This is a genomic window from Mycolicibacterium chlorophenolicum (assembly GCF_001044235.1).
GTDB classification, from domain to species: Bacteria; Actinomycetota; Actinomycetes; order Mycobacteriales; family Mycobacteriaceae; genus Mycobacterium; species Mycobacterium chlorophenolicum.
Window position 1 is genome coordinate 1 of the sequence record NZ_JYNL01000016.1, and the last position, 13341, is coordinate 13341.

Consider the following 13341-nt stretch of genomic DNA (forward strand, 5'->3'; position numbering starts at 1 on the left):
TCGTGGTGTCCCACAGGGCCCGTTTTGACGGCGCCGACGACCCGTGCGCCCAGTAGGTGCGCGGGGCGATCTGCACACCGTGCACGGCCAGTGCCCGGCAGATCGGCACGACCCCGAACTCCTCACAGTGTTCGTCGATGAACGCGCAGATCAACGGTGTTGCGGGTCGCACTCCCGCGCAAAGAAAGTTGTTGCGGCTTTCAGTATTTCGATCGTTTGCTCAAGTTCCTTAGTTTTGCGGCGAAGCTCCCGCAGCTCGCATGCGGTCTCAGTCGGCACACCCGCAGCCTCACCTCGTCCACCTCGGCCTGGCGCACCCACTTGCGCAGCGTCTCCGCGCTCATCGCCAACCGCGTCGAGATCGCGCGCATCGCCGCCCACTCGGTCTCGTAGTCATCGCGATGCTCGCGGACCAGCCGCACCGCCTTGGCCTTGGTGTTCTCGTCGTACTTGCTCGGCATCGTGCCATCCTTCCCTCAAAAGAAGGTGTGCACGAAACCCGGGATGCTTCAACCCGGCAGTGATCCGATTATGGGACAGCGCCTGCAACGAGTTCATCCCCTTCCTGGATTATGACGTGGAGATCCGGCGGGTGATCTGCTCGACGAATTCGATCGAGTCCCTCAACGCCCGTTACCGCCGCGTGATCAAGGCCCGCGGGCACTCCCCTCCGAGCAAGCTGCGCTGAAGTGCCTGTACTTGTGGCCCCGATCGCTGGACCCGACCGGTGTCGGCAGGGCACGATGGACGATGCGGTGGAAACCTGCTCTGAACGCGTTCGCAATCACCTTCGGCGACCAATTCCCCGAAACCTACTGATGAAAACCGCCGGAAACACCCTTCACGAGATAGTCCCTCACACCGACGTCCTGGAATCTTGGCCTGTTGAGCGCCAGCATGGTTAGCTGTGTCATCGTTAATTATGTGTTGGCTTCACCCTGGGCGGCCGTGACCCGGACCCGTCGTGCCGGCGAGACGACGGGGCGACGTGTCGTGGCGCTGCTGCGCCTGCTCGACCGCGCCGACGACCTGGTCGACGACGTGCACAAACTGCGGCGGTCCATCCAGTTCATCGCCGAGAACATCGGCGAACTCACCGAGAGTGCGGCCGGTCTTAACCGCAACGCCGGGGAAATCGCTGCCGAGATCGCCACGCTGACCGAGGCGGCGCAGGGCATCGACAACAGCGCGGGCAGCCTGGCGCAGGCGCTGCCCGCCGTTCAGCGACTCACCGAGATCGTCGACCCGCTAGACAACACCGTGGCGCGGCTAGGCCGGTTCGTCGATAGGATCCCTGGCGGGAAACGCACCCCAACGCGCACCGACCGGTGGCCTGCAGCATCAGATGAGACAGGAAATTGAACCCGGCTCACCGATGAAGCTGTTGGTGAGGCTGCTGGCCACGGCTGGTAGGCGCTTGCTGTTGGTGGGTAGGGGGTAGCTGCTGGTCTGCCCAGCTTTTCCTGTCGTGCTCCGTCGGGCCGTTCGGCGGTGGTCAGGTGGGGGTGGCCGCTGGGGGTGGACGTCGGCGTCGGCGCAAGGTTGTGACTGATGGTGTTGTGCCACAGGGTTTTCCATGCTTATGCCCAGGGCCAGTGTGATGGCAGGTGCAAGACGGGTCGGCGTTGGGGTCGGGCCAGCCGGGCGGGAATGTTGACGATCCGCCGACGCAGGGTGGCCCCACGGGCCACGGCGTGGGCGCCTCCAGTGAGCACGCCGATGGCGCGCAGCAGGTTGTGCGCGATTGAAGGGCACAAGATCCAGTCGCCGGTGTCGGGATCACGCACCGCGCCCGGATACGACACCGCAGTCCAGGAGCCTTGCTCGATTGCGGCGATAGCGGCGGCGACGGAGCGGTTCTTGGCCACCGCCAGGGAGAACCTCCCACCGGCGCGGCGGCAGGCTGAGACCACCACACCGGTGCCATACGCGCTGTCACCACCTGCCACGATCTGGCCGGTGACCCCAGCGTCTCGGGCAGTGCCCACAGCTTAAGCGATCATCCGGGCAGCGCCTTTGCTTGAGTTGACCCGCCCGGCGCGTAGCCGGGCCCCGGCGATCACGGGCGCTCCCGCCTCGGTGCTGATCGTGGTCACAGCGGAGACAGGCCCTTGCGCAGGATCTGCTTGCCGGCAATCTTCGAACGCCCGTAGGAGGCGCCCTGCTTGGCATGGCCGTAGACCGGGCGCAGCAGCGAGTCGATGTCGACGAAGGCCCGGGCGTCGGCGCCGGGCAGCAGTTCGACCCGCGCGCAGAGTCCGGACAGGTGGTGGCGCAGCACGGATTCAAGTTGGTTGGCATGCCCGAAGGTGAACTCCCGCAACAGGATCCGATCGTCGAGGGCGCATACACCCCGCCGGAGAGGGTTTCATCCCGCCGGACACGGACGACGGCGACATCATCGATACTGTCTCCGGCACACATGCCAGCGATCAGCGTCGCCAACTTCGGCGCCGGGTTGGCCGACCCGGACTTGATCCTGGGCTCAGGGATGTTGATCTTATCGGCCAGCAGCCTCGGCAAGCCGCTCTGGGCGGCCAGCGTCATGACCGGGACCAGCCCGGCACACAACACGAGATGATCATCATCGAACGCCGCCGACGTAAGCGTGAACCTGTGCGACACTTGCACCGGAAGTGCCTTTCGTGTCGCTGGCCAGATTGCTGTGTGTCGGAACTCCAATCATCCCAGCTCAAGAGGCAGTTCCTCATATCAACACCCCGAACCCCACGCAATTCGATCGGTGGATCGAGGCTAAGCTAAGCGGTCCGGCGGCGTGTAATCTGCAGCGGCGCAAGGACATGAACACGAGCTGTGGAACATGCTTCTCCTCAGAACCGGACGAGCCCGCGAATGTTTTTTCCTGAACGCATATCCTGGTAGCCCTCATTGATTTGGTCGAGGGAGTATTCGCGGGTGACCAACTCGTCGAGCTTCAACAGCCCCGCGGAGTAAAGCTCGACCAGCCGCGGAATATCGTGTGGCGCATTGGATGAGCCATACAAAGCGCCACGAATCTGCTTCTCGTAAAGCGTCATCTCCAGCAGTGACCCTGAGATCGACGAATCGTCGGGATGCCCGATGGCCGTAACCACGACGCGTCCGCGCTTTCCGACCAAGGCCAGCGCTTCGGCGGTATAAGAGCCCTCAGCCACATCAGTGGTGAGGATGCAGACATCGGCCAGCTTGCCCCGCGTCATATCGCTGACCAGCGACCAAGCTTCATCCATCGAGGCGGCGGTGTGCGTCGCACCGAACCCGCTCGCTTGCTCTCGCTTGAACTTCACCGGATCGACCGCCACAATCGCTAGCGCCCCCGCGATTCGCGCGCCCTGAATCGCATTCATTCCGATCCCGCCTGTTCCCACTACCACGACGGTGTCCCCGGCGCGCACCTCCCCAGTCCGCACCGCAGATCCGTAGCCCGTCGTGACGCCGCAACCGATCAAGGCTGCCCGATCCAGCGGGATTCCGCCGTCAATCTTGACCACGGATGCCTGCGGCACCACGGTGTACTCGGAAAACGTTCCGAGCAAACACATCTGCCCGACGTCCTCGCCTCGTGCGTGAAAGCGATAGGTGCCGTCGATCTGCGGGCCCATCATGAGCGCCGCTCCCAACTCACAGAGATTGCCCATGCCGCGCGCGCAGTACGAGCAGCGCCCACACGAGGGAAGGAAGGTCAAGATGACAGAATCACCTTCGGACAGATCCTCAACCCCTGCGCCGCACTCCACGATTGTGCCGGCACCCTCATGGCCCCCTACTACCGGCAATGGGATCGGGAGGTCGCCGGTCACCAGATGTTCGTCGGAATGGCACAAGCCGGTGGCCGTCAGCCGCACGAGGACCTCCCCGGGACCTGGCGGATCCAACTCGACTTCTTCGACCTCCCACTTCTGCTCCAAGCCCCACAAAACAGCGGCACGTGTCTTCATGCTGAAGTCCCTTCTTTTCTATCTAATGACGCTTCTGAAGTAGTTACCCCGACCGCGCACGGCGATACCGCGAACTGTCGTGAATGATCTCCGGGCACGTCGCCCAGGGGCCGCGGCGGCCGCTCGCCCGCGCCCGGTCTCGTACACCGGACTGACATCACACATCGAGCAGGTCGTGACGCTTGTCGGCTTCGAGGATTGCCCGATATTCTGGAAAAAGGTTTTTGGCCTGCGGTATGAGCTTGATCAGTTTCGTGACAGGACCTTTCGCTCGTACAGTTCCTTTGGCCATCGCCATGGTCAAGTTCACCTTTCCCAACCAGAACTTGTTACCGGTATCCGCGGACATGAACAATTCGACATTCGGTGTAACGCCACTGTCCGCGCCGGTCTCTATCACCTTCTTCGGCATATCCACGGTTACTACCGCGTCCGGATCGGTGTAGTGGATCCGTAACACCACCCCGGACCCGGCAAGTCTGTTCGCAAGGTCTTCGTTCTCCAAACCTCGTCGAAAGATGCCGGCGAGGTAGCGGTAAACCTCTTCCGCATCAGCGAAGACAGCCATCGTGAATCTCCATTCTATTGACGCAATCCAAGCACTCACAAAGAAATCCGTTGGGTCGCACCCAGGTTGATTTCCTCCACAGGCAATCAGGACTCATAGGAGTAAATTCCCTGCCTCCCTCAGCGCCTCCGCAAGTCGACGTTCGGCTCGCGGCAACTGCGCAGCGAGGGACGCGGCGCCACTCGCTCGCCGGCGCGGATCTGCACCGCGTTTGTATGCGGTGTGCGCAACAGCGGTCCACAACTCAGATGCGGTCTTCGCAGCCTCCGCTGCTCGGAACGCAGGTTCGAAACTCAACTCTTCAGCGATGCGTCGACATCCACGTGCCTGCAGATCTCGGAACAGACCGCCTCCGGTTCCAGCCTTTTCGATGAAGGCGCTCAGCGCAAACAAGGCACCGTCGAGGGTGTCGTCGTCAAAGATCTCCGGCCACCGCTTGAGGTCCTCCACAAAGGTCGATACCCCTGATAATCCACGCACCTGAATCTCACAATCGGAGCCCTCGGTGATCGGCGCGCTCACACACGAACCCTGCATCGCGTCCGCGGACCTACGGAAGGCCGACCGGGCAGCATTGCCGAGATCTGGTGCGGCGCCGGGCCACTCGACCACGTAGGTGGTGTGCCGCGTGGGGACGGGAAATCCCGTCGATGCCCGCGCCTTCCGTAGATTCTCGTAAGGCACGGCTTGAGGTGTATCGCGATCGTTATCAACCACGAACGCGAGTTCCTCGTCGTCGTCGTACCCTACGATCACGACATCGTGTCGGCTCATACTCAGACGCGTTCTCAGATAGGGTAATTCGGCGATGTCAGTCCACACCATGACCGGCGTACCGGCATCGATATGTTCGGTCACCCATTTCCAACCGAGATCGGGGTCGTCTGTCGAACGACACTCGAAGCGCGCGCCCAACCGGGTCAAGTATTCGTCTTCGAGGTCCGCGCTGCGTCCAACGAGGTAGATCGGTGGACGTAGGTGCGCCGAGCGAACATACGAGAAGTCGAGGGCCCCGCCGAGAGCAAACACGATGCCTTCGTCCGGGGTGTCATCACTCCAACGGATCCCGGCCCATTCGGTCAAATCCCGAAGAGCCCCCGATCCGCAATGGCCGCCCATGTCGTGGCGATACGGCACCACCATCGATGCCATCAATCCTCCTCCAGGTGACTAACGTGCAGGCGGCAACTCATCTGCGTCATAGGGAACGCGAGATGATTTCCTTCATCACCTCGTTCGTGCCGGCATAGATTTTTTGCACGCGCTGATCCACCCACAACCTCGAGATGGGGTACTCGGTCATGTAGCCATATCCGCCGTGAAGCTGCATACAGTCATCGAGTACCTTCATCGCTCGCTCAGTGGTCCACCACTTCGCCATGGCGACGGTCTGCACGTCCAGTTGACCCGCAAGGTGCAGGTCGATGCAGTAGTCGAGGAACACTCGTGCGATGCGCGTTTCGGTCGCGGCTTCAGCCAGCGTGAACTTGGTGTTCTGAAAGCCAAAGACAGGCCGACCGAACGCCTCCCGCTCACGCGTATACTTGAGCGTCTGCTCCAGGGCAAGTTCCATCGCTGCGACAGCCCCCACCGCTACGATGAGTCGCTCTTGTGGCAGCTGCGTCATCAGCTGAATGAAGCCCTGTCCCTCAGCCTGGCCCAGTAGATGCGAGCGCGGAACTCTCACTTCATCGAAGAACAACTCGGAGGTGTCCTGGCCGCGCTGGCCGATTTTGTCGAGAACCTTGCCCCGCCGGAATCCCACCCGGTCAGCCTCAACAACGATCAAAGAGATGCCCGCAGCGCCCTGGCTCGGATCTGTCTTGGCAACAACGATGATGAGGTCGGCCTGTTGGCCGTTGGTGATGAAAGTCTTGGAGCCGGTGATCACGTACTCGTCACCGTCAAGGAGGGCCTTTGTCTTGACGCTCTGCAGATCGGACCCGGTCCCCGGTTCTGTCATGGCGATCGCCCCGATCATTTCACCGGACGCCATCTTGGGAAGCCACTGCGCGCGCAGCTCTTCAGTCGCGTACTGCAGGATGTAGTGGGCCACGATTCCGCTGTGCAGTCCCGCGCCCCATGAGCTGTCACCGATGCGGGCCTGCTCTTCAAGCACGACCGCTTCGTGCGCGAAAGTGCCACCGCCTCCGCCGTATTCCTCAGGTATAGACATGCAGAGCAGGCCCAGCTCGCCCGCTCGGTTCCACAGTTCTCGGTCGACATGGTGCTGGTCTGCAAAGCGGTTCGCATGCGGCGCCAATTCGGCCGAGAAGAACTTCGCAGCGAGGTCACGAAGCTCGAGTAATTCGGCATTCATCCAGGGAGAGATTGGTGAGGACATGATTACCTTCCGACTGTTGGAATTCCAGGGATTCGACGTTATGACGTTTCGATTTCGATGAGGTATTCGCCGGCAGAGTGGCGCGCACGGATGGCCTTTTTGTCGTACTTTCCGACGCTCGTCCTCGGAATATCGGACACGAAGCTCCATCGCTCAGGAATCCACCATTTGGCGACTTTGCCCGAAAGGAACGATCGGAGTTGGTCAATGTCAACGTCGGTTCCGGGGTGGACAACGACAAGCGCCAACGGCCTTTCCTGCCATTTATCGTCCGCGACGCCGACTACCGCCGCTTCGTACACGGCAGGGTGCCCGATCAGCGTGTTTTCCAGCTCTACCGAGGAGATCCACTCGCCACCTGACTTGATGACGTCTTTCGAGCGGTCGGTCAGTGTCAGATAGCCCTGGGGGTCGATCCTGCCCACATCACCGGTACGCAGCCATCCTTCATCGAACTTCTCCGTATCGTTGTCTCCGAAATAGGAACCGGTGATCCAAGGGCCGCGCGCCTGAATTTCCCCAACTGACCGACCGTCCCACGGCACGTCTTTCCCGTCGTCGTCCCGCAACCGGATTTCGACACCGCAGATCGGTCGACCCTGGCTTGCGCGCATCTCCCATCGTCGCGTCTCGTCGGCTCCGCGAGCCGGGCGTGCAACGGTAGCCAGTGGAGAGGTTTCGGTCATACCCCATGCCTGCACGATGGGCACGTTGTACTTCTCTTCGAACGCCCGCATCAGGGAAAGCGGAACAGCAGATCCCCCGCATGCGACCAGCCGCAGTGAAGAAATGTCTCGGTCAGGGTGCGAATCCAAATATCGGTCGACGTCATTCCAGATCGTCGGCACTGCACCGGCCACGGTCGGCCTGGTGTCTTCGATGATCGACACCAACGGTTCGGCTTGGAGATACCGGTCAGGCAGCACCAGATCCGCACCGGACATCAACGCTGCGTAGATAAGCCCCCACGCATTGGCGTGAAACATCGGGACGATGGCCAGCACACGGTCGGCCTCGCTAACTGACAACGCGTTAGCCGTGCAGGCGGTCAGGGAGTGAAGGTACGTCGAACGGTGACTGTAGACGACCCCTTTGGGATCCCCGGTGGTGCCGCTCGTATAACACATGGCCGCGGCGGACAGCTCGTCGAGCCGAGGCCAGTCAAATGACTCTTCCTGGCCGGCAAGCACTTCCTCGTAACGCAGAACGGTCTTCCCGCATCCCTGTAGCGGGGCAAGGTCGCCCTCCCCGGTCGCGATGACGGTGTGCACCGACGCCATCGCCGGGAGCGCGCAAGCCAACAACGGCGCAACCGAAGCATCTACTAGCACAATCTGATCGCTCGCATGGTTGGCGATGTACGCGAGTTGCTCCGGAGCCAAACGAATGTTCAGAGTGTGCAGCACCGCACCCATGGAGGGAACCGCACAGTAGGCCTCCAAATGTTCCTGGTTGCTCCACTGGAAGGTGGCCACGCGTTGTTCTGCAGTGATGCCAAGGCTGCGCAGCGCATTGGCAAGGCGAGCCACTCGCGCCAGCACAATGCGGTAAAGCGTTCTCCGATATCCATTTCCGGTCGGAGTGACAACCTCGCTGTCACCGTGTATGGCTGCCGCATGCTGAACGATCGCCGAAACCGTGAGCGGAACATCTTGCATCGTGCTTTGCATCGCGTAGTGCCCTTTCAGGCGAAGAGGTCGGGACGACAGTTCGGCTGGTCGATGAATGTGCCGTAATACGTTCTCAGTGCTTGCAGGATGTCTGCCAGGGGTAGATCGTCGTAGGCTCCCCGGTCGCGCAGATACTCCATGTGCTGGGTGCCGTCACCGGTGAAACCATGGAGCAGCGCGTCGCTACGGCCGTCGAATTCGATCGGCGAGACACCGAAACGTGCGCACAGCTCGCGATTGAACGCCGGGGTCGCCTTTACCCACGCACCGTTGAGAAACATGAGACTGTAACCGTGGTAGACGAAAACGTCGGTACCACCCATCCGCTCGCGCAATGTCTTGGTCTGGAGGTGGTTTCGGACGTCGGCGAACCCCAGCCGGGCCGGGATGCCCGCCGCTCGGCACGCTGCAGTCAAGAGCACGGCCTTCGGAACGCAGTAGGCGCGTTCTGCGGTTGCGACGGTGCTGGCGCGATAGGCGTGCGGGTTATCGGTCACCGTGTAGGGGTCGTACCAAATGGAGTCGCGGACCGCGGTGAAGATGCCGATGGCCTTCTCGGTGTCGCCGCAGGCACCACGGATCGCCGATGACACGAAGTCACGTACCGAATCTTGTTGCCAGTCAAGGAACTCCGTGGGTTCGAGGTAGGGCCTGTGGTCAATGGTCATCGGCGCTTCATTTCCAACGGAAGTCCGTCCACCGGAATGGGCAGCGAAGTGTTGTCCCATCGGACGTGATAGTTCTCCGGAACCGTCCAGGTGAACGAACGCAGCATCCTGTGCAGGATCGCCTTGACCTCGAGCGTCCCGAATTGCATGCCGATGCACTTGTGCGCTCCACCTCCGAACGGAACCCAGGCGAATCGGTGGTGTTGATCTTCGCGCCGAGGCTCGTCGAAACGTGAGGGATCGAACCGCTCCGGATCACTCCAGATCGTTCGATCGAAGTGATTCACGGCAGGCGTTATGGCGCACAAAATGTTCGCGGGGATGTGATATCCGTCGATGGCGACATCTCGAACCGTCTTGCGCATCACCAGCGGAACAGGTGCAAGCAGTCTGAGCGCTTCCTTGATCACGAGGTCGATGACCGTCATCTTCTCCAGGGCATCGATGTCCGGCAACCCGTCACCGACGGCATCGGCTTCCGCAGCCGCTGCCTCCTGCCACTGCGGATACTTGGCAAGGAAATAGGTGACCGCTGTGGTGGTGATCGTCGATGTGTCGTGGGCCGCCATCATCAAGAAGATCATGTGATTCACCACATCCTCGTCGGAAAACCGCTCCCCGTCTTCGGTGGTGGCTTGACAGAGAGCAGCGAACAGATCCTCCGTTTCACCGGCTCGCGCGGCCGGCAGATGCCGGAAGAAGTAGTCCTCCAAGACGCGCCGCCCTTGCACACCAGCGCGGAATCTGGTTCCCGGAAGCGGAACACGCACAAGGGAACTCGCCGCCCGGACGGTAGCGACGAACGCCTTGTTGACGGCATCGCTCTCGTCCTTGCCACGGCCGCCCATGAAGACGTCGGTAGCTATGTCGAGGGTGAGTTCCTTCAACAGTGGGTAGATACGAACCGACGGGCCCACCGGCCACGCAGGCACTGCCGAGCGAACGCATGGGGTTACCTGTTCGACGTATCCGGTCAGGCGCGGACGCGTAAACGCCTCCTGCATGATGCGCCGGTGCATCAAGTGCTCGTCGAAGCTCATGAGCATCAAACCGCGATGGAAGAAGGCGTCGATCAGGAAAGACCAGCCATCCTGAGAGAATGCCTTCGCTTCGCTCGTGAACGCCTCTCGAGTGGCGTCAGGGCCGGCGATGACCACCATCTTGGTGCCGAACGCGCCCATCCACGACACCGAACCCAGACGGTCGTAGCGCTCTCGACTGAAATCCGAGCCGAATCGGATGTAGTCGAGCGTGTGACCCACGAAGGGCAGTCCGGCATCCCCCCGGACGGCTTTCAATCCACTGCCCGCGGGTGCCGGTGCCAGTTCACGAACCGGCCAGTCCCGGCTCCATCGACGCCATCTGTCGTCGACGGCGTGAGGCGCAGGCACCATGATCACAGAGGACAACCGCTCCTTCACGTGGTGGGCGGGTGCGAGACGGTGATTCGTCATGGTTCCTCCTGGACGCTGAGCCGCTCTGACCGTGTCATCGCTAGTCTTTACATAAGCGCGCTAGATGTCAATATCTGGACAATATTGGGCTAGGAGTTAAGTGCGCGTCTCGCACCCATGGCCGGCCCAGGACCCGGCAGACTCGGTGCAGCGGGGCCTCCGACCTTTAGACGCCCGACCCTTCTCAAGACGTAATCGCCGCCGCGCAGCTTCCGCGTGAGGAGTCGATAAACCAAGGTAGGCCCCGGCCAGTTCGTCGGGATTTCCCCACTCGAGGTTCGATACCAGCTCGCACACAGCGCCCACACCGACCTCCGTAGTCGCCTTCTCAAGCGCGTGTTGTAACGTTGCGCGATCTCTGACTTGACCTCGACCGCATGACCCGGATGAGCAGCCACGACCTTGATGAGCGTTGCGATGTGACGGACTTGTGACTCGATCATGTAGAGGATCGACCCCGAGCCCACATTCGTGTTGGGACCATAAAGCAGGAACAAGTTCGGGAACATGGGGACAGTGATGCCCAGATATGCGTATGCCTGGGTCTTCCACACCTCGGCCAAGGAGACTCCGCGAGAGCCGCGCACGGACATCGGGGCGAGAAAATCGGTGGCGCGAAACCCGGTTCCGTAGATCACGACATCTGCAGGACGAAACTCTCCATCCACGGTCTTCACACCCTTGTCGCAGAGCTCTGCGATAGCCTTCGGCACCAACGACACGCGATCACTCGCGATTGCTGGATAGTAATCATTCGAGAACAGCACTCGCTTGCACCCTGGCGCGTCGGAAGGCATCAATTGCTCGCGCAGAGATGGGCTGGCAACCTGCCGATGTAGGTGGCGGCGCGCGATCGCACCGAGAACGCGTGAGAGGGGCTTCGCGTCGACTAGCGTCACAGCGAGCAACTCGAAAAGTAGCCATACCGCGAAACGCTCGAGGCGCAGCGCCATCGGCAATAATTCGCTCACCCTGTGGTGAAGGACTCCATACCTGCTGTCCCACTTCGGCAAGATCCACGGAGCCGTGCGCTGATACAGCGTGACATGCTCTGCCTCGCGGGCGATGTGTGGCACGAATTGGACCGCACTTGCCCCTGTGCCGATGACGGCTACTTGCTTGCCGCGAAGCGAAACCGATCGGTCCCAACGCGCCGAATGAAAGCGCGGCCCCTGAAAGGTGTCTGCGTCGGCGATATCCGGTATGTGGGGTAAGGAGAGCTGACCCACGGCCGAGACGACGACATCACAGCATATCGTCTCGTTCGAGCTCGTGGCCAGGGTCCAACGCCCGGACTGATCGTCGAAGGTCAGGTCGACAACTTCGGTCTGTGTGCGCAGATGTGCGGCCAGTCCGCCACTCTCCACGAGTCGTTGGAGGTACTCGAGTATCTCGGGTTGCTCGGCATACCGCCGTGACCAACGAGGATTGGGCTTGTACGAGAGTGAGTACAACGCTGACGGCACGTCGCAGGCCGCTCCCGGATAGGTGTTGTCACGCCAAACACCCCCGATGTCTGCAGCCTTTTCCAGGATCGTGAAGTTCGTGAACCCGTCCTTCTTCAGCCGGTGGGCCATCGCAACCCCGGCGAAGCCGGCCCCGATGATCACGATCGACGGATCGTATGCGCGACAGGCCGTCGCGAAGTTGCTGCTCATGAGGCAGAGACGACTGACTTCACGCTGCGGCGGTGGAGGTGGTGTAAGTGTAGGTGTAGGTGCATTGCCTGTTCGGACACTTTCACCTGACTCCCGAGGCTTCAAGGAAGCGTCCCGCTCGATGAATCGCGTCTCGGGCTTCGGGAAGAATCCGGAACATAGCCTGGAATACATGGATCTGTCCCCGGTATACCTGGATCTCGACGTGGGATCCAGCTGATTGAAGTCGCTCGGCGAGACGGCGCGAGTCATCGATCAACATTTCTCTCCCGCCCACCTGAATGAGGATCGGCGGCATCGAGGTGAGGTCCGCGTCAAGCACGCTGAGGCGCGGATCTCCGCGATCTGCACCACCTACGTAGAGGTCAAGAGCGCGCGCCGCTGATTGAGCGGAGGCAAAAGGATCCCGGCGGCGAAGTTCACGCGCTCTGGCGAGTTCGCACCTGAGATCCAGGACGGGAGACATCAGCAGCATCGCATCAGGGAGCGGCAATCCAGCTGCACGTGCGCCCAAGGCCGTGGCCATCGTGAGCTGACCGCCCGCTGAATCTCCGGCAACCGCGACGGTGCGCTGGCAAGAACCTGGGGACCCTCCGCTGGTAAGCCAGCGATACGCGTTCAGTGCATCGTCCGCGGCTGCGGGATAGGGATATCGTGGCGCAAGTCGATACTTGACGGCGAAGATTGGGCGTCCGCTTGCGGAGGCGAGTTCGCCGAGAAGACCGCGGTGCGTCTCCGGCGAGCACATAGAATAGGCACCGCCGTGGATGTACAGCAATGGGTTCGCATGCGGATGTATCACAGGTGTGGTGATCCAGTCCCCACGAACCGGGCCTCCGGCGAATACAGTGTCAACCTTGCGCACTGTGACGCCGCGCCGAGGCCGTGAGGCGACGAGCGCTGTTCGCAGCACGCGATCCATCACCGCAAGTCCGTAGGCGTTTGATGGCATCAGCTGTGTCAGTGGGCGCAGCGTGGTTCGCGAGGACATCGCGACGAGATGGCTGGCAAGGCTGGGCTGCCAGTCGGGGGCATCCATTC

10 protein-coding genes, 3 pseudogenes and 1 other annotated feature are annotated in these 13341 nt (G+C 61.5%); of the genes and pseudogenes, 2 read left to right on the plus strand and 11 right to left on the minus strand.

Annotation, left to right across the window (positions count from 1 at the left end):
• Window positions 1–461 (minus strand): annotated as a pseudogene (locus tag MCHLDSM_RS07310) (transposase); the annotation flags it as partial.
• Window positions 62–190: a sequence feature (AL1L pseudoknot), on the minus strand. Its footprint overlaps the pseudogene before it by 129 nt.
• A gap of 53 nt (window positions 462–514) precedes the next feature.
• Here MCHLDSM_RS07310 and MCHLDSM_RS35855 point away from each other — a divergent pair.
• Window positions 515–819, plus strand: a pseudogene (locus tag MCHLDSM_RS35855) (transposase); the annotation flags it as partial.
• Between the two features lie 174 nt (window positions 820–993).
• On the plus strand, window positions 994–1362 hold the full coding sequence (locus MCHLDSM_RS07320) for a hypothetical protein (protein WP_234713912.1): 369 nt from the start codon (window positions 994–996) through the stop codon (window positions 1360–1362).
• Window positions 1363–1583: 221 nt separating this feature from the next.
• Here the strand turns inward: MCHLDSM_RS07320 and MCHLDSM_RS35860 are convergent.
• The 10 genes and pseudogenes from MCHLDSM_RS35860 to MCHLDSM_RS07370 form a co-directional block, all read right to left on the minus strand.
• Window positions 1584–2631 (minus strand): annotated as a pseudogene (locus tag MCHLDSM_RS35860) (transposase); the annotation flags it as partial.
• A gap of 200 nt (window positions 2632–2831) precedes the next feature.
• The gene (locus MCHLDSM_RS07330; protein ID WP_048469523.1) at window positions 2832–3938 is read right to left on the minus strand and encodes an NDMA-dependent alcohol dehydrogenase; all 1107 of its coding nucleotides are present in this window, start codon (window positions 3936–3938) and stop codon (window positions 2832–2834) included.
• Window positions 3939–4095: 157 nt separating this feature from the next.
• Window positions 4096–4506 carry an SCP2 sterol-binding domain-containing protein gene (locus tag MCHLDSM_RS07335; protein WP_014805686.1) on the minus strand — a complete coding sequence of 137 codons (411 nt, stop codon included), beginning with the start codon at window positions 4504–4506 and terminating at the stop codon, window positions 4096–4098.
• 93 nt (window positions 4507–4599) lie between these two features.
• Entirely contained in the window at window positions 4600–5658 is a 1059-nt protein-coding gene (locus MCHLDSM_RS07340) for a BtrH N-terminal domain-containing protein (protein ID WP_048469524.1), read from the minus strand.
• A 46-nt stretch (window positions 5659–5704) separates the two neighbouring features.
• Window positions 5705–6850, minus strand: a complete 1146-nt coding sequence (locus MCHLDSM_RS07345; protein ID WP_048469525.1) for an acyl-CoA dehydrogenase family protein — start codon at window positions 6848–6850, stop codon at window positions 5705–5707.
• A gap of 38 nt (window positions 6851–6888) precedes the next feature.
• On the minus strand, window positions 6889–8508 hold the full coding sequence (locus MCHLDSM_RS07350) for a fatty acid--CoA ligase (protein ID WP_085980922.1): 1620 nt from the start codon (window positions 8506–8508) through the stop codon (window positions 6889–6891).
• Between the two features lie 26 nt (window positions 8509–8534).
• Window positions 8535–9188, minus strand: coding sequence for a transglutaminase-like domain-containing protein (locus MCHLDSM_RS07355; protein ID WP_014805690.1), 654 nt, complete (start codon window positions 9186–9188; stop codon window positions 8535–8537).
• A complete protein-coding gene (locus MCHLDSM_RS07360; protein ID WP_014805691.1) occupies window positions 9185–10642 on the minus strand; it encodes a cytochrome P450 in 1458 nt (485 codons plus the stop codon). Before MCHLDSM_RS07360 ends, MCHLDSM_RS07355 begins: the two co-directional genes overlap by 4 nt.
• An 89-nt stretch (window positions 10643–10731) precedes the next feature.
• Window positions 10732–12300, minus strand: a complete 1569-nt coding sequence (locus tag MCHLDSM_RS07365) for a flavin-containing monooxygenase (RefSeq protein ID WP_048469526.1) — start codon at window positions 12298–12300, stop codon at window positions 10732–10734.
• An 82-nt stretch (window positions 12301–12382) separates the two neighbouring features.
• Window positions 12383–13339, minus strand: a complete 957-nt coding sequence (locus MCHLDSM_RS07370) for an alpha/beta hydrolase (protein ID WP_081495204.1) — start codon at window positions 13337–13339, stop codon at window positions 12383–12385.
• Between the last annotated feature and the right edge of the window lie 2 nt (window positions 13340–13341).

Excerpts from the sequence above, each read along its gene's own strand:
- MCHLDSM_RS07340 (WP_048469524.1), bottom strand. The coding sequence starts at position 5,658 with ATGGCATCGATGGTGGTGCCGTATCGCCACGACATGGGCGGCCATTGC.
- MCHLDSM_RS07360 (WP_014805691.1), bottom strand. The coding sequence starts at position 10,642 with ATGACGAATCACCGTCTCGCACCCGCCCACCACGTGAAGGAGCGGTTG.
- MCHLDSM_RS07335 (WP_014805686.1), bottom strand. The coding sequence starts at position 4,506 with ATGGCTGTCTTCGCTGATGCGGAAGAGGTTTACCGCTACCTCGCCGGC.
- MCHLDSM_RS07350 (WP_085980922.1), bottom strand. The coding sequence starts at position 8,508 with ATGCAAGATGTTCCGCTCACGGTTTCGGCGATCGTTCAGCATGCGGCA.
- MCHLDSM_RS07345 (WP_048469525.1), bottom strand. The coding sequence starts at position 6,850 with ATGTCCTCACCAATCTCTCCCTGGATGAATGCCGAATTACTCGAGCTT.
- MCHLDSM_RS07355 (WP_014805690.1), bottom strand. The coding sequence starts at position 9,188 with ATGACCATTGACCACAGGCCCTACCTCGAACCCACGGAGTTCCTTGAC.
- MCHLDSM_RS07330 (WP_048469523.1), bottom strand. The coding sequence starts at position 3,938 with ATGAAGACACGTGCCGCTGTTTTGTGGGGCTTGGAGCAGAAGTGGGAG.
- MCHLDSM_RS07365 (WP_048469526.1), bottom strand. The coding sequence starts at position 12,300 with ATGAGCAGCAACTTCGCGACGGCCTGTCGCGCATACGATCCGTCGATC.
- MCHLDSM_RS07370 (WP_081495204.1), bottom strand. The coding sequence starts at position 13,339 with ATGGATGCCCCCGACTGGCAGCCCAGCCTTGCCAGCCATCTCGTCGCG.